The 16378-nt window shown below is 46.1% G+C and carries 9 protein-coding genes and 1 pseudogene; 9 read left to right on the top strand and 1 reads right to left on the bottom strand.

Annotation, left to right across the window (positions count from 1 at the left end):
* Positions 1 to 17: 17 nt before the first annotated feature.
* From ACMGF9_RS15815 to ACMGF9_RS15800, 4 genes are all read left to right on the top strand, one after another.
* On the top strand, positions 18 to 1094 hold the full coding sequence (locus ACMGF9_RS15815; RefSeq protein ID WP_015377230.1) for a glycosyltransferase family 4 protein: 1077 nt from the start codon (positions 18 to 20) through the stop codon (positions 1092 to 1094).
* Entirely contained in the window at positions 1091 to 2182 is a 1092-nt protein-coding gene (locus ACMGF9_RS15810; protein ID WP_015377231.1) for a glycosyltransferase, read from the top strand. The genes ACMGF9_RS15815 and ACMGF9_RS15810 overlap by 4 nt, the downstream gene beginning before the upstream one ends.
* 176 nt (positions 2183 to 2358) lie before the next feature.
* Positions 2359 to 3792 (top strand): undecaprenyl-phosphate galactose phosphotransferase WbaP, encoded by a 1434-nt coding sequence (gene wbaP / locus ACMGF9_RS15805; RefSeq protein ID WP_049810889.1) that lies wholly within the window; start codon positions 2359 to 2361, stop codon positions 3790 to 3792.
* A gap of 30 nt (positions 3793 to 3822) precedes the next feature.
* A complete protein-coding gene (locus tag ACMGF9_RS15800) occupies positions 3823 to 5838 on the top strand; it encodes a right-handed parallel beta-helix repeat-containing protein (RefSeq protein ID WP_015377233.1) in 2016 nt (671 codons plus the stop codon).
* A 1288-nt stretch (positions 5839 to 7126) separates the two neighbouring features.
* Here the strand turns inward: ACMGF9_RS15800 and ACMGF9_RS15795 are convergent.
* Positions 7127 to 7189 carry a hypothetical protein gene (locus ACMGF9_RS15795; protein ID WP_351104347.1) on the bottom strand — a complete coding sequence of 21 codons (63 nt, stop codon included), beginning with the start codon at positions 7187 to 7189 and terminating at the stop codon, positions 7127 to 7129.
* 154 nt (positions 7190 to 7343) lie between these two features.
* Between ACMGF9_RS15795 and ACMGF9_RS15790 the strand changes: the two are divergent.
* The 5 genes and pseudogenes from ACMGF9_RS15790 to ACMGF9_RS15770 form a co-directional block, all read left to right on the top strand.
* Positions 7344 to 7468 (top strand): annotated as a pseudogene (locus tag ACMGF9_RS15790) (IS3 family transposase); the annotation flags it as partial.
* Between the two features lie 764 nt (positions 7469 to 8232).
* Entirely contained in the window at positions 8233 to 11244 is a 3012-nt protein-coding gene (locus ACMGF9_RS15785; RefSeq protein WP_076740418.1) for a beta strand repeat-containing protein, read from the top strand.
* A 391-nt stretch (positions 11245 to 11635) separates the two neighbouring features.
* Positions 11636 to 13408 (top strand): type I secretion system permease/ATPase, encoded by a 1773-nt coding sequence (locus ACMGF9_RS15780; RefSeq protein ID WP_031299834.1) that lies wholly within the window; start codon positions 11636 to 11638, stop codon positions 13406 to 13408.
* A 52-nt stretch (positions 13409 to 13460) separates the two neighbouring features.
* Complete coding sequence (locus ACMGF9_RS15775; protein WP_015377237.1) at positions 13461 to 14792, top strand: HlyD family type I secretion periplasmic adaptor subunit; 1332 nt, start codon at positions 13461 to 13463, stop codon at positions 14790 to 14792.
* Between the two features lie 2 nt (positions 14793 to 14794).
* Positions 14795 to 16174, top strand: coding sequence for a TolC family outer membrane protein (locus tag ACMGF9_RS15770; protein WP_015377238.1), 1380 nt, complete (start codon positions 14795 to 14797; stop codon positions 16172 to 16174).
* Positions 16175 to 16378 lie beyond the last annotated feature (204 nt).

Here is a 16378-nt window from a genome sequence, read left to right as displayed (position 1 = left end):
TTACAAATGGGGTTTTTATGCTTTACATAAATGGTAGGTTCTTGACTCAAGAAATGACTGGTGTGCAGCGTTTTGCTGAGGAAATAACTCGCCAGTTGAATAAAGTAAGAGATGATGTGGTGGTTCTAGCGCCAGAAGGCGTTTTGAATAAGTCATTATTTAGTGAGTTTAATATTGAGGTTGTACAAGGAAAAAAAGGTCATTACTGGGAGCAAATCGATCTCCCTCGAGCTCTAAGGAAAAAAGGTGGGCCCTTATTATTGAATTTGTGCAGTACCGCCCCCGCTTTTTATAAGAATCAAATTGTCACTCATCATGATGTGACATACAAACGCTACCCTGATAGTTTTTCTAAGAAATTTAGATTTGTATATGGTCTTCTTGTTCCGATAATGTTGAAGAATAGTCGACATTTGCTTACTGTCAGTGAGTTTTCTAAGAGGGAAATTCATGATTTCTTTGGCTACCCTACGGAGAATATCTCAGTTATTTATAATGCGGTAAATAACTCATTTTCAAAGACAGAAGAGAAAGATATAACGAGGGGTGATTACTTGCTTGCTGTCTCCTCTCCTAATTACCATAAAAATTTCCATGGTATGCTATCGGCATTTGAATCTGTATCAGAGAAGTATGAAATATCACTCAAAATAATTGGGAAAACGGCGGTGAGCTTTTCTCAACAGGATTTCTCAAAACTGATATCCAATACTGATAAAGTGGAATTTATGGGGAGGGTCGACGATAAAACCCTTATACAGCTTTATCAAAATGCGGTGGCTTTTGTTTTTCCATCATATTATGAAGGGTTTGGAATTCCACCGTTAGAGGCTCAATCTTGTGGTTGTCCAGTTATATCATCAAATGCTGCATCTATGCCTGAAGTTTTGCAGGATAGCGTGATATATTTCGATCCGAATAATACGGAAGCGATTTCTGATGCCATGATAAAAATAATCACTGACAATAAATTGAGGGCTGAGCTCTCGCGAAAAGGTAATGATAACGTGAAACGTTTTTCTTGGCATTCCTCGGCGGAGAAGATTAGTAAAATAGTTGATGATTTTCAAAATGACGGGTTGTCATCTAAATGAAAGTATTACATGCAGCGGAAACAATAAAAGGTGGCGTTGCCACTGTAATGCGCCAACTTGTGGCAGGGCAGATTAACGACGAATCTATTGATGTTAGATGCATTGTTCCTTCTGAGCAAGTGTCTGAATTGGGTGTAGGTAAAGAAAATATCATCGTTTTCTCTCGCTCTGGCAGAGATATTTATTCATTTTTTATTTTCTTCCTTACATTCACTAAAACTATTATTTCGTTTAAACCGGACTTGGTACATCTTCATAGTACATTCTCTGGTTTTATGGGGAGGGTTGCGCTTTATTTATTGTGGCCATTTTACCGACCCAAAGTAATTTATTGCCCTCATGCTTTTTCATTTATGATGAAGGGTGGGGCAAAAAAATTAAAACTGTATGCAGCACTTGAGCGTGCTCTTTCGCCTATCACAGATGTCATTATTTGTGTGAGCCAGTATGAGAAAAGCTGCGCAATTGAATACGGCTTATCAGAAAGAAAACTGAAAGTTGTTCATAATGGTGTTCCGGATAAACTACCATCTGGACCAACTGCTAATCCCTTTGAGCCTGATGTGATTAATGCTATTTTCGTTGGAAGGTTTGATTATCAGAAGGGGTTCGATATTTTGCTTGACGCCATGACCAGAGTTAAGGGGGAAGCAATTTTTTTGACTGCCATCGGTAGTGCTGTTCATGGCAAGGATAATCCAAGAGAAATGATGCAAACATCATATACGGGATGGCTCAGCAGTGATGAGTTAGCACCGTATCTTATTAATGCAGATGTATTAGTAATGCCTAGTCGCTGGGAGGGCTTCGCTATGGTAGCGTTAGAAGCAATGAGCTATGGCCTGCCTGTGTTAGCGAGCAATTGTAGTTCATTTCCTGAAATGATTGAAGATGGCCATACTGGAATTCTATTCGAGGCTGAAAACTCAAAAGATTTGGCTAATTATCTTAGGAATACATCTAAAGATCAGTGGGCTAAAATGGGAGAGAATGCTAGAAAGGTTTTTCTTAAAAACTATACCTCAGTGAAAATGTGTAGAGATACGCTATCTATTTACAACTCTTTGGCTGCTGAGACGCAGCGATAAATGTTCTATTGGATATGATTTATTTATTTTTCTGTGTGAGTAAAAGTATAAGTCAACTCTATGCTAATTACTTTTTTGGTGTGCTGACACTTTTAAAATGTTATGGATGTCAACTTCATGAAAGAAAATTATAACTCTTCGCTATTTCATAAAATAATATTCCTTGGGCGAATCTCATGAGTATGGAAAAAGGGTCTATGGCAAATTATATTACTAAGTTATCTTTGGCATTGTCTGATATTTTTTTATTTAATGTTTCAGTATATCTTTCCTATCTTATTATTTATAATGTTTTTGGTGGCATAGAGGAGTTCATTCCGAAAGATGAATTTGCTGTTAGGGCTGCAGCTCAATTTATTCTTTCTGTTTTGTGTGTTATTTGGTTTTGGACTAGACTCCGTCATTATACATATAGAAAACCATTTTGGTTTGAGCTAAAAGAAATCGTCAGAACACTCATTATTTTTGCTATTTTAGATTTGGCGCTAGTTGCTTTCTCAAAATGGAATTTCTCACGTTATGTATGGATTATATCTTGGGCGTTGATTATTTTTCTTGTTCCTTTAGGCAGATCATTAACAAAAAGAATGCTTAACAAGTTCAACCTCTGGAAGAAGCACACAATAATAATCGGTACTGGAAAAAACGCATTTGAAGCTTACGCTGCACTACAAAGTGAAGAGGTTCTCGGGTTCGAGGTTGCAGCCTTTGTATGCTCAGATGACTCTTGTGCTGAAAACAAATTTAACATTCCTATTATTAGGGATGAGCGAGAGCTATGGAAGTGTTCTGATGTTGAGAGCACTCAATTCATTATTGCGCTTGAATTTGAGCAGCATGCATTACGGGATTGGTGGTTAAAGAATTTGGTGAAACATAATTGCCGTTCAGTTTCTGTCATTCCAACACTACGAGGTGTTCCATTATATGGGACTGATATGTCATTCATCTTTAGCCATGAAGTGATGATCTTGCGTGTCAGTAATAATCTTGCTAAGCGTTCATCAAGGTTGTTAAAGAGGGTGTTTGATATAGTAGGATCTCTTTCTATTATCGTTGCCTTAATGCCTATATTGATTTTTTTGGCTTACAAAGTATCGCGAGACGGTGGGAAGGCAATCTATGGACATGAGCGCATTGGATATAATGGAAAGAAGTTTAAGTGCTTAAAATTTCGTTCAATGGTAACTAACTCACAAGAGGTCCTCAGTGAGTTACTTGAAAGAGATCCAGCGGCTCGCGAGGAGTGGAACAAGGATTTTAAACTCAAAAATGATCCTCGAATTACTAAAATTGGTGCGTTTATACGTAAAACTAGCCTTGATGAATTACCACAACTCTGGAATGTCTTAGTAGGTGAAATGAGCTTGGTTGGCCCAAGACCTGTTGTAGAGGCTGAGCTTGAACGATATGCAGGTGATGTTGACTATTATCTTATGGCTAAGCCTGGCATGACGGGATTATGGCAAGTCAGTGGGCGCAATGATATTGATTATGATACTCGTGTTTATTTTGATGCTTGGTATGTAAAAAATTGGGCTCTATGGAACGATATCGCTATCTTGTTTAAAACTATTTCAGTTGTTTTGAAACGGGATGGAGCTTATTAACTTTTGAGTGTTGGATGATAAGGGGGGAGGATGGAGAGGCGAGAACTTGTAAAAAGCATGCTGCTTGCGGCGGCTGGTGCTTCTGTAGCTGGTATATCTTCAAGTGCTGAAAGCAGTGGTGAGGCCACTTCTAACTCTGTAGGTTTTGATAAGCTGCGCCCTGGCTCATTTAAGAATGATGGGGCTAAAACGATAAAGTTAAGCCCCGAAATGTTTTTTAATGGGAGGAGTTTGGATAGCACCAATCAATCGCTGACAGAAGTTAATATGCAGATACAGCGAGATAGCTATGATAGTTTTGATAAAATGCTACAGCAAGCTAGAGTTCTCTCATCGAATAATATCGTTGAAATTACATTGGGAGGGTATTATAGAGTAAGTAAAGGTAACTTCGAGTTGCCATCCAATTGTCATATTATCGGAGGAGGGACAGTATTTTTAGATAATGAGGAAAGTGATCAGGCTGTTTTTAAGGTTGAGAATAAACAGAACTTTATTTTAAAGGACATCACAATATCTTCATCAAAAACCACCGATTTGTGGGGGAAAACATGCAATGGCATTGAAATTAGAGGGTGTTCAAATTTTGAACTTAGCGGTTTAAACATAAGCTACCGTACAGATGCAATATCAATATCAGATTCATCTCATTTTAGAGTGGAGAATTGTCTTGTTCATAAGTTAGGCGAAGAGGGAATTGCTATTCGTGCCTGCTTCTCATGGCTTGTTTTTAACAATGACATATATGAGCATAATGGTGACGGTATCCTTCTGAAAACAAGTGGGTCCCCATCATATGATGGGAAAATCATTTGTAATAGGATATTTTCCGCTACAGATGCCTTTGGTTTAAAAGGAACTCTGGGGGGAGGTATTACTCTTAACGATGAGAAAACTGGATCCAGTACTACTTTTAGCAATCTTTTAGTGAGCGGTAACTCTATTAGTAATACCTCTTATGGTATTGCTTTTACTAATATTCAAAATCTGAAAGTAGTTGCAAATGATATTGATACGGTAGTTCGATTTGGCATTATCGTCGATAATGCCCTTCACAATAACCCACAGCAATACCCAATTAAAAAAACGATTGTCTCTGGCAATACGGTGAAAAATACGGGCCAAGCCGGGGTGGCATTCTTTAGTGCAAATGGTATCGATGTTCAGAATACCATTATATCTGATAATATTTTAGAAAGGTGTGGGTTGCAAGAGAGTGGAGATTATCCAGCTATTTCTTCTACTAATGCGACAATATCAGCTAATCGTATTAGCGATAGCCGTACTTTACTTAACGCTATGGATAGCATCATTAATGCTAACTTTTTTGGAAGCAGTTTAAAAAAAACAGCAGGTGAAAACATTGCTGATTTTAAGCTCGGAGGCTCCATAAATTTTATAGGTAATATCATTGAAAATAAAGGGATGGGGCATATTCGGCTTTTAGATATTTCCAATCTGGTTTTTATTGGAAATCAAGTAGAGCTAAGCTCGTCATTCTCTGTTTTCCATCTGGCATCGGCACCTTCAGGAGCAGTATTGATTAAAAATAATCATATTCAATCACCCGCTACGAATGTTTTCACTGGTATGATGACAGCAGCACATATGGTTGATACGGATTTTTCTTCGTTTGGAAATAAAGTGTGTTTATTTGGTGTTCCCAAATATGGTGAGTTTAAAGCCGGTGATAGAGCCATACAGCGCTGTCCTGAACCAGGTATGCCCTCTGAATGGGTATGCATTGAAAGTGGTTCACCGGGTATTTGGAGTATTGAGAAGTTTGCCAACATAAGTTGTCGCAGTACTCCTCAAAAAATCAATTTGGCTCCTAGTGAAAAAGCAATCATCAAAAGTGTCGCTTTAGGTGCTAAGTCTGGGTGGGCGATCAATTCGTTAGGGTGTTCACTACCTCTGATGCAAGCCTCGCTGAATGCTTCTTTAGATGAAGATGGTGTTGTTACCATTACAGTAAGAAATATTGGTGATGCTCACTTGAATGTAGAAAAAGTCATTTTCAATGTTGTGATCAATAGGGGGTATTAGTCGTGGTGAGTTCTTGTTTTTATGAACTGAAGACACTTAGCCCATTTTACTTTCGCTTTACTTCTCCTTTGGTTTCTGTATTTTTCTGCATTCCTTCTACTTGCATTTCTATCTTTATTTCATAGTAATTACTCTTTTTATTCCATGATCTATTGGAGTTTCCTGGTTGATTTTTTGTATGAGCATATTTAGGGATGCACACATATATATCTTGGTAAACCGTACCATGCATATTTAGATGTCTTCCGACATGCTGATTATGTCCCTTGAGGAGTTCACCATGCTTACCCCTCCGATACGTCGAACACAAGAGCATCGCCGTTTTTTATTCTATCAGACCCGGTATTTCTGCACTCAGTTATTACAAGCTGAAAGCTAAGTTCGTCGGTATCGAATCCTTTGATATCAAAAATATGAAAGATATCTAGGGCGAAAACCGTCAGTTGAAACAGATGTTTTCGAACCTGAGCTTCGAGAACCTCATACTGAAAATGTATTATTTGTTAAAAACGTTGAAATAAGTGATAAAGCGTGGATTTTAAAATTTTTCAGGTGATTAGCATGCCGAGGCGTCCCTGGAACCATGGAAGCGTTCATCATATCTACCATCTACCATCTACCATCTACCATCTACCATCTACCATCTACCATCTACCATCTACCATCTACCATCTACCATCTACCATCTACCATCTACCATCTACCATCTACCATCTACCATCTACCATCTACCATCTACCATCTACCATCTACCATCTACCATCTACCATCTACCATCTACCATCTACCATCTACCATCTACCATCTACCATCTACCATCTACCATCTACCATCTACCATCTACCATCTACCATCTACCATCTACCATCTACCATCTACCATCTACCATCTACCATCTACCATCTACCATCTACCATCTACCATCTACCATCTACCATCTACCATCTACCATCTACCATCTACCATCTACCATCTACCATCTACCATCTACCATCTACCATCTACCATCTACCATCTACCATCTACCATCTACCATCTACCATCTACCATCTACCATCTACCATCTACCATCTACCATCTACCATCTACCATCTACCATCTACCATCTACCATCTACCATCTACCATCTACCATCTACCATCTACCATCTACCATCTACCATCTACCATCTACCATCTACCATCTACCATCTACCATCTACCATCTACCATCTACCATCTACCATCTACCATCTACCATCTACCATCTACCATCTACCATCTACCATCTACCATCTACCATCTACCATCTACCATCTACCATCTACCATCTGCCATCTGCCATCTGCCATCTGCCATCTGCCATCTGCCATCTGCCATCTGCCATCTGCCATCTGCCATCTGCCATCTGCCATCTGCCATCTGCCATCTGCTTAAGCTCTATTTTTGCCTCATTGGTAAACAACATCTACCGGTGCGTAATTCCGTACTGCACGCGACCTTTCATCATCGAACCAGACCTGTCCCATCGATTTTATGCATGATGTGCTGACCGCGGCAGACGATTCCGGACTTTCGACGTGATGGATAGTTTTAACCGTGAAGTACTGGCAATAGAAATTCTCCTGAATGGTCCGAAAACGAGGCAAGTAGCCGCGAATAGCGATACTTGTTCATGACTCTGAGTGAAGCACGCTAATCACAACGCGCTGGTTTACGAAATAAAACACTGAGCAGCCTCATTAATCCCTGAGTAACCCGGCATAGGAAAGGTACTGGCTGATGGTGAAAAGTCCGTAAATTACAAAAAGTTCGTAAAACTAAACCGGTATGTTTACTTACTTGCTTAATGCACTTAACAATAGTTTCGGGTTTTGTGAGAGCCAACACCATGTTACGTATTTAAACTAAAATCAACTGTGCAAGTGATATCCGTTCAGGTTTCTTACTCGAGGCTCAATGATAACCTTGGCTCCAGAGTGGGTATGTTATGGCTTAATTGTATGATGTTTAAAGGAAGTCCTATTTTATTTGCTTTTGTATTTAATTATATATTTGTTTTTTATGTGATTTTAATTTGGTTCTGACCTTCCCTTTGATTTTCTTGTGTAAGTGGCCTGACTTGGTGATTTTGGGTGGTTTTTAATTTTAATTTTTAAAATCCATTAAAATTCAACCTGATGTGATTTTTTTATATTTAAATAAAAAAAATCCTACTCCTTGACAAGGGTCTGTTTATGGCCTTTCTTTAGTATGTGTCGCTATGGTTCTGTACGGTTAGGGGGTAAAGCAATCTTTAAGTTAGTTAGAGTATTAGTAGTTATGAGGTTCTTATAACTTCCTGTTTCCCTCATCTTCTTGATTAATAAAGGGACAGGTTTTGCTTAATCAAAAATCTACCTCGAAGGAGGTTTTTATGGCTTCTCTGGCGTTTCAAAAAGAGGCGGCTGCAGTTATGTATGCCGTTCTGGGGCAAAGTGCGTCAAGTTCAACTTATGATAGTGTTGGCGCACAGTTAGAAACAGGCAGCCTTTCAGCTGGCAGTTATGTAACAAGTTTGCTGACCTCCTCTGCTGGTGTGGCGTTATATGCGGGCAAAACGGATTTAGATATTCTGCAGGCGGTGTACACTAAAGCGTATGGAAGTGCGGCTCCAGTTGCAACACTTCAGGCTTTGCTGGCATCTTCTACGCTTGCCGACTCGATTTCTACAGTGGTTTTAAATATCATTAATTATCATGGATTTGACTCCGCAACAACGACATCGCAGCTTAACTTCGATTCACAAATTAATAAAATTTTATATCCAGCAACCAGTCCGGCAGCGGCTGCTGGTCCGGGTGCATCGGATGTTCAGGCCATATATCATGTATTGGGTCTGATATCTCAATCGAGCAATGTTAATTTATTCGGTTCACTTATCAACTCAGGGACCAAAACGCTTGTTCAGGTTGCTGATAAATTCGTAGCTGATCGCTCCTATTTGACGTCTTTGAATAACAATGACTTCTTGGTTCGCGTCTTCGCAGCTAGTTATGAGCGTGCACCATCGTCGACCGAGCTTTCGCACTATTTAGGGGAACTGACTGGTGGAAGTTCTCGAGGTCAAATTGTTGCGGAAATCATCACTGCGCTTCGTGGGTCGGTCGCTCCTACAGATTCTGTTGCGCAGCAGCATTTTAATGATGCGACGGTTATCTATGCGCAAGGTCAAATCGGTGGTCTTGCAGCTCAGGAACAGGCTGCAGCAGTATATTTGGCAGTTCCTGAGCGCGGTATTGATGCCGGTGCGTTGGATAATTGGAGTAAATACCTTTCATTAAGCACGACGACATACAAAGGGTTTATAAGTAATCTACTGACGTCTGATGAGTTCCAACGTAAAGGTGCACAGCTGACTGGTGATAACTTTATCCAACATGTTTACACCGCTGTTCACGGTACTGCAGCTACGGCTGCTCAGCTGGCGCTTTACAGTGCTTTGGGGACTGATAAATCGGTTATTACCCAGGCCATCATTAATGACCTGCGGACTTCAACGGCTACTGACGCGGTTACTGTCACTCAGCAGCACGCATTTGAGTTTGATATCGGTACCAGCCTGTTGTACAAAACCGCGGCTAGCCTGACGACTACAGCCGCCGGCGGTAACGCAACCGGCACCGTCAACACCGGCGCGTCCCACCAAATTAGTAATGCCGAAACGGCAGTTTTAACGGATGTCCAACTGAACGCCAATGCCGCCAGCACCGTGAACCTGAAGTTCGCCGACCATCTGGCGAATCTGACTATCAACGGCACCAGCGCAGCAACGGTCAACCTGTCTGACAATGGGGTTAATCCAGGCGTAGATATTACCGTCAATAACGGCAACGTCATCCTGAATGCCAGTTCGGGTGCGGATGACGTAGTCGTCACATCGACGGCAAACATTGCGGCCGGCACGGCGCAGTTTAACCTTGGTGCCGGCAATGATAGCCTGCACTGGGCAGGGAACGGCGTTTCCGGCGGAGCTAACACTGTCGCCAACACCGTCAAGGCTGACGGCGGCACGGGGACGGACTCCATTTCCGCCAACTTCATCACCAAAACCGTGGTGACCAACCAAAACGCCTTGGGCGTTCGCACCAGTACTGTGACCAGCAACGCCAATAACTTCTCGAATTTCGAGAAGATCGACCTGACCGGCTATATCGGCAAGTCTGTTGGTACGCTGATTACGACTCCGCTGATCGGTTCACCGACCACCACCAGCGTCACAACACCGACCCACACCTTTGACTTTGGCCTGACCAACGGTACATCCACGGTTGAAGGCACCACGGGCGGCACGGTTACGCAGAACGCAGCTGCCACCAATCTGGGCACGCAAGGATTTGTGATCTCCGGTTTGGCTAACGTCAACGTCATCAACGCCGCCGGCGGCAACGCCGCGCAGCTGGAAGTGAAAGGGGACGCGACCTCCGCCAGTACGCTGAACTTCACCTTCGTGCAGAACGCTACCGATCACTTCAATATCAATTTCGATGCGGTGAGTTCCGCCAATGTGAATGCCGGTGCCATCACCCTGAACAGCAGCAGCAGCGCCCTGTTGGGTACCGCGCTGAGCACGGTGAACGTGGCCTCAGGCGGTACTGGCAGCTTTGATAACATTCTGTCATTGGCTGGCACCAATGCGCAGGTTCAGACCATCAACGTGACCGGTGATCACGCGCTGGATCTGACCCTGGGCAGCGGTTTCAGCAACGTGCGTGATATCAATGCGTCCACCAATACCGCTGGTCTGAATCTCGACTCCAGCCATGGCGGTACCGGTGACGGTATCATCGTTCAGTTGCTGAACATTCTGCCGCTGAGCGTCATTACCACCAACCTGTTGGCGCCAGTGTTGACGGCGTTGGGCCTGAACGGTTACCAAATGACCGTGGAAGGTTCCAGTGCTGCCGATACCCTGGGCGTGATTGGCAACACCACGCTGACCGGTGGCGCAGGTGCCAACACCTATGACATCAAGGCGAGTAACACGCAGGCGGGTGTGACCATCAAGGACTTTAGCAGCCTCAAAGACAAGATTGTCGATGTTAACCATGGCGGCCTGACTATCTCCAATGACGCCAGCGGCACGGCGGTTGCGGACTACGGCACACGTTCCGCAGACACATTGGATGCGCTGTTGGGGACTCTGGTGGGCGGTTTGACCAACGGCGTTATCGGCCTGCTGGGCGGCATTCTCGGTCTGGACAGCAGCAACTCGTTGACGTCGAAAGTGGGTGTGGCATCCGTAGTATTCAGCGGTGGCGGTAATACTGCCAGCTCTTATGTGATTATCGACAACAACGATAACCATGCGCTGGATCTCAACGATACCGTGGTATACCTGACCGGGCAGAATCACCAGCAATTGGTGGATACTTTGCACTACGCGTAAGTAGGGGTTCCAGTGGGAAATAATTCCCATTGAAACTGTTAGTCAATAAATAATACGGGGTGTGTGAACACCCCGTATTCTTTGAATTTTGTGAACCACGTCATTATCTCTGATTTATTCCCTTTCGTACTAAACTCGCTTTGCCCTGTCTACTATTTACCCTACTGTTTTCATTTGTTTTTTTCTGTGGTTCGTGAGGCGATTTTTTTTGCTTACGGCCTTGCTGATATCCGCTTTCTCTACCTATAGTTAGAAAAAGTATCTGCAGTCTCGAGCATGTCTGGGGTGGGGGTTCTTTAGGATTTATTTTACTTTTTTCCTTTTTAGGATTTTCCTTATAAGAGTCCAATGCGGATTTTGACTGACAGTGCACATGATGTAAGGGCAGAAAGTGAATCAATTTATACCGCGCAATGAAATTGCGGATGTTATACGGACTCGCAGTAAGGTTTTTTGGACCGTTGGCATATTTACCGCATTTATTAATTTATTAATGCTAGTTCCTTCTATCTATATGCTCCAGGTTTATGACCGGGTGCTTCCTTCTCGTAATGAAATCACGCTGTTAATGCTGACGCTGATCATGCTGGGCATGTTCGGCATGATGTCGCTGTTGGAATACGTGCGCAGCATGGTGGTGATCCGTATCGGCAGTCAGCTGGATATGCGTCTCAACACGCGAGTCTACACTGCGGCCTACGAGGCGAATCTGAAAAACGGTTCGTCTGACGCCGGCCAGATGCTGAGCGACTTGACCAATCTGCGCCAATTCCTTACCGGCAGCGCGCTGTTCGCCTTCTTTGATGCGCCGTGGTTTCCGATCTATCTGTTGGTGATATTCCTCTTTAACCCTTGGTTGGGGCTTTTCGCCCTGGTCGGTGCGCTGTTGCTGATCGCATTGGCGGTGATCAACGAAATGGTGTCGAAAAAGCCGCTGGCGGAGGCCAGCAAGCTGTCGATTATGTCCGGTACGCTGGCCAGCACCAATCTGCGAAATGCCGAAGTGATCGAGGCTTTGGGGATGTTGCCTAACCTGAAACGCCGGTGGTTCGGTCTGCACCAGCGGTTTTTGAACAGTCAGCGCATCGCCAGCGAACGCGCATCGCGGGTCACATCGATCACCAAGTTTGTGCGCATGTCGCTGCAATCGCTGGTGCTGGGGCTCGGGGGCTGGCTGGCGATCGATGGGCACATTACGCCCGGTATGATGATCGCCGGCTCCATTCTGATGGGGCGAACGCTGGCGCCGATTGAGCAGGTTATTAACGTCTGGAAGAGCTACAGCGCGGCGAAGCTTTCTTATGGCCGGTTGGTCAAGCTGCTGGAAACGCACCCGCAACGTGGTACCGGTATGTCCTTGCCGCGTCCGGAAGGGGTACTCGCAGTAGAAGGCGTCACCGCCACGCCGCCGGGCTCCAAAGGCGATGCGGTATTGCATAACGTGAGTTTTGCCATCCAGCCCGGTGACGTGCTGGGGATCATTGGCCCGAGCGCGTCGGGGAAATCGACGCTGGCGCGTTTGCTGGTCGGCATTTGGCCGGTCAGTGAAGGGATTGTTCGGTTGGATAATGCCGACATCTATCAGTGGAACAAGGATGAATTGGGGCCGTATATCGGCTATCTGCCGCAGGACATTGAGCTGTTTGCCGGGACTATCGCCGAGAATATCGCTCGCTTTAACGATATCGACTCAGAGAAAGTCATTGAAGCCGCTAAGCTGGCCGGCGTGCACGAACTGATCCTGCGTTTCCCTAACGGTTACGATTCGGTGCTCGGCAACGGCGGCGCTGGGTTGTCCGGTGGACAGAAACAGCGTATCGGCCTGGCGCGCGCCTTGTACGGCGATCCTTCGCTGGTGGTATTGGATGAGCCTAACTCCAATCTGGATGATGCGGGCGAGAAAGCGTTGAACCAGGCGATTATGTTCCTCAAGCAACGTAATAAAACGGTGGTTCTGATTACCCATCGCACCAATTTGCTGTCGATGACCAGCAAGTTGTTGCTGTTGGTGAATGGCAACGTCAACGCGTTCGGCCCGACTCAACAAGTGCTCCAGGCGTTGGCCAATGCGCAAAAAGCCCAGACGCAACAGCCTCAGCAAGCGGTGAGGGCGGTAAATTCTGAGCCGGATGAAGGCAACATCCCAAAAACGCAAATTAATTAAGCCGTGAATTGCCTGATGGCTTTATTGCCATCCGCAGTTTAAAGGAGTTGGTATGTCGACGCATATTGGCGAGCCGCAAGACTCGTATATTGAAGAGATCCCGCAGGACGAACGGCGGTTTACCCGGATGGGCTGGCTGGTAGTGGGAATTGGTCTGTTCGGATTTTTGGTCTGGGCAGCGTTCGCCCCTCTGGATAAAGGGGTGGCATCTCCGGGATCGGTAACCGTTTCCGGCAACCGCAAAACGGTGCAGGCCCCGGCTAGCGGCATCATCAAGAATATCGCGGTGAAAGACGGCGACAAGGTGAAAGCCGGTGAGGTTCTGGTGCAATTGAGCCAGGTGCAGGCACAGGCTCAGGTTGATTCGCTGCGCGATCAGTACTACACCACGCTGGCCACCGAAGGGCGTTTACTGGCTGAACGCGATGGTCTGAGCAAGGTCACTTTTTCCCCTGTTTTCACCCAGGTTAAGGATCAGCCGCGCGTGGCCGAAATCATCGCGTTGCAAACGCAGCTGTTCGCCTCTCGCCGCCAGGGGCTGCAAAGTGAAATTGACGGTTATAAGCAGTCGATGGATGGGATCCGCTTCCAGTTGAAAGGCTTGCAGGATTCGCGCGCCAACAAGCAGATCCAACTTTCCAGCCTGCGTGAGCAGATGAACAGCATGAAGCAACTGGCGGCGGACGGTTATTTGCCGCGCAACCGTTATCTGGAAGTCCAGCGCCAGTTCGCTGAGGTGAACAGCAGCATCGATGAAACCATCGGGCGGATTGGTCAATTGCAAAAGCAGCTGCAGGAATCTCAGCAGCGTATCGATCAGCGCTTCGCCGACTATCAGCGCGAGGTCAGGACGCAACTGGCGCAAACCCAAATGGACGCCAGCGAGTTCCGCAACAAGCTGCAAATGGCCGACTTCGATCTGGGCAACACCGCCATCACCTCTCCGGTGGATGGCACCGTGGTCGGATTGAATATTTTCACTCAGGGGGGCGTCGTGGGAGCGGGGGACCACCTGATGGACGTTGTACCCAGCCAGGCGACGCTGGTGGTGGATTCTCGCCTGAAAGTCGATTTGATCGACAAGGTGTACAACGGGTTGCCGGTGGATCTGATGTTTACCGCCTTCAACCAAAACAAAACCCCGAAAATTCCGGGGACGGTCACGCTGGTTTCCGCCGACCGCTTGGTCGACAAAGCCAATGGAGAACCTTACTACCAGATGCAGGTCACGGTCTCGCCGGAGGGCATGAAGATGCTCAGTGGCGAGGACATCAAGCCGGGGATGCCGGTCGAGGTGTTCGTGAAAACGGGCTCACGCTCGCTGCTGAGTTATCTGTTTAAACCTATTTTGGATCGCGCTCATACTTCATTAACCGAGGAATAATTTTGATTCAATCAAAACGACAGGCTGCCGGTCTGGTTATCGGCACCCTTTTGTTTGCGATATCTGCGCCGGTTTATTCGATAGGGATTTTAGACGCATATTCGCTGGCATTAGAAAAGGACCCGACCTACCGGGCGGCTATAAAAGAGAAAGAAGCGGGAGATGAGAACGAAAACATCGGCAGGGCGGGGCTGCTGCCGAAGGTATCGCTGAACTACCAGAATTCGCCGCGCAACTGGCAAACGCAGAAGTACCCGGCGAGTGACATTTTTGGAAATAGCCTTGGAGAGGCAACCAAGCGACAACAGTATCGCAGCCATTCCAGTTCGATCACGCTGACGCAGCCGCTATTCGACTATGAAGCGTACGCCCGCTACAAAGCCGGCGTGGCACAGACGATGATGTCGGACGAGCGCTATCGCGGCAAGTTGCTGGATCTCGCTGTTAGGGTGATTAACGCCTATGTTGAAGTCGCCTATTCCAAGGATCAAATCGCGTTGGCCGAAGCGCAAAAGGCGGCTTACAAGGAACAGCTGACCTTGAACGATCGCCTGATGAGCGCGGGTGAAGGCACCATTACCGACGTATCGGAAACCCAGGCGCGCTACAGCCTGGCCGAAGCGCAGGTAATTGAAGCGCGCGACGCGCTGGACGCTGCACAGCGCGAGCTGGAAGTGATTATCGGCATGCCGCTGAACCAACTGGATGAATTGCAGGTTTTGCGGCCGGGCAAGTTCAAGGTGGCACCGCTGATCCCGTCCAAGTTCGAAGATTGGCAGAAGATCGCGCTGGAGAACAACCCGGTGCTGGCCGCGTCGCGTCATGGCGTGGATGCCGCCAAGTATGATGTCGAAAGGAATCGTGCGGGCTTTATGCCGCAGGTTCAGCTGTATGCTTCGCATTCGGAAAACGATTCCAGCAGCGATAATACGGTTAACCAGAAATACCGTACCGACAGCATCGGCGTGCAGGTCAGCATGCCTATTTATTCCGGCGGCGGCGTTTCGGCGTCGACCCGGCAGGCGGCGGCGCGCTATGGCCAGGCGATGTATGAAATGGATGCACAGACGGGCACCACGCTCAACGATCTGCGCAAGCAATACAATTTGTGCATCAGCAGCCGCGCCAAGGTGGCGGCCTATGAGTTGGCGGTGCAATCGGCTACTACACAGGTGACGGCGACTCGGCAGAGCGTGCTGGCCGGGCAACGTGTCAACGTCGATGTGCTCAACGCCGAACAGCAGCTCTATAGCGCCCAGCGCGATCTGGCTTCCGCCAAGTACGCCTACATCAAATCATGGATCACCTTGCTGAGCGACTCCGGTACGTTGGATGAAAAAGATGTTATGCGGGTCGCGCAGTATTTTGCCCGCAGTCGCTAGCAACATATTCACTATGAGCATTAATCTGAAAGAGCAGCGCTATGCTGCTCTTTTTTTGTTAATACGTTATGTTATCGGCAGGTTGTTCCTCCTGTGTTTTTACTCGTCGGGTTTATTTCTGAACATAATTCCTGGCAAAGGGCGGTAGGTTAGGGGAATTTATACTTTAGCAAAATGTAGCGATTGGTCGACGATCGTACGAAT

It is taken from the genome of Serratia sp. BNK-23 (assembly GCF_047456145.1).
GTDB classification, from domain to species: Bacteria; Pseudomonadota; Gammaproteobacteria; order Enterobacterales; family Enterobacteriaceae; genus Serratia; species Serratia nematodiphila.
This window is presented reverse-complemented; position numbering and strand designations above follow the sequence as displayed.

Bases quoted from the DNA above. Each gene is read 5' to 3' on its own strand.
- ACMGF9_RS15815 (WP_015377230.1), top strand. From the start codon at position 18: ATGCTTTACATAAATGGTAGGTTCTTGACTCAAGAAATGACTGGTGTG.
- ACMGF9_RS15810 (WP_015377231.1), top strand. From the start codon at position 1,091: ATGAAAGTATTACATGCAGCGGAAACAATAAAAGGTGGCGTTGCCACT.
- wbaP (WP_049810889.1), top strand. From the start codon at position 2,359: ATGAGTATGGAAAAAGGGTCTATGGCAAATTATATTACTAAGTTATCT.
- ACMGF9_RS15800 (WP_015377233.1), top strand. From the start codon at position 3,823: ATGGAGAGGCGAGAACTTGTAAAAAGCATGCTGCTTGCGGCGGCTGGT.
- ACMGF9_RS15785 (WP_076740418.1), top strand. From the start codon at position 8,233: ATGGCTTCTCTGGCGTTTCAAAAAGAGGCGGCTGCAGTTATGTATGCC.
- ACMGF9_RS15775 (WP_015377237.1), top strand. From the start codon at position 13,461: ATGTCGACGCATATTGGCGAGCCGCAAGACTCGTATATTGAAGAGATC.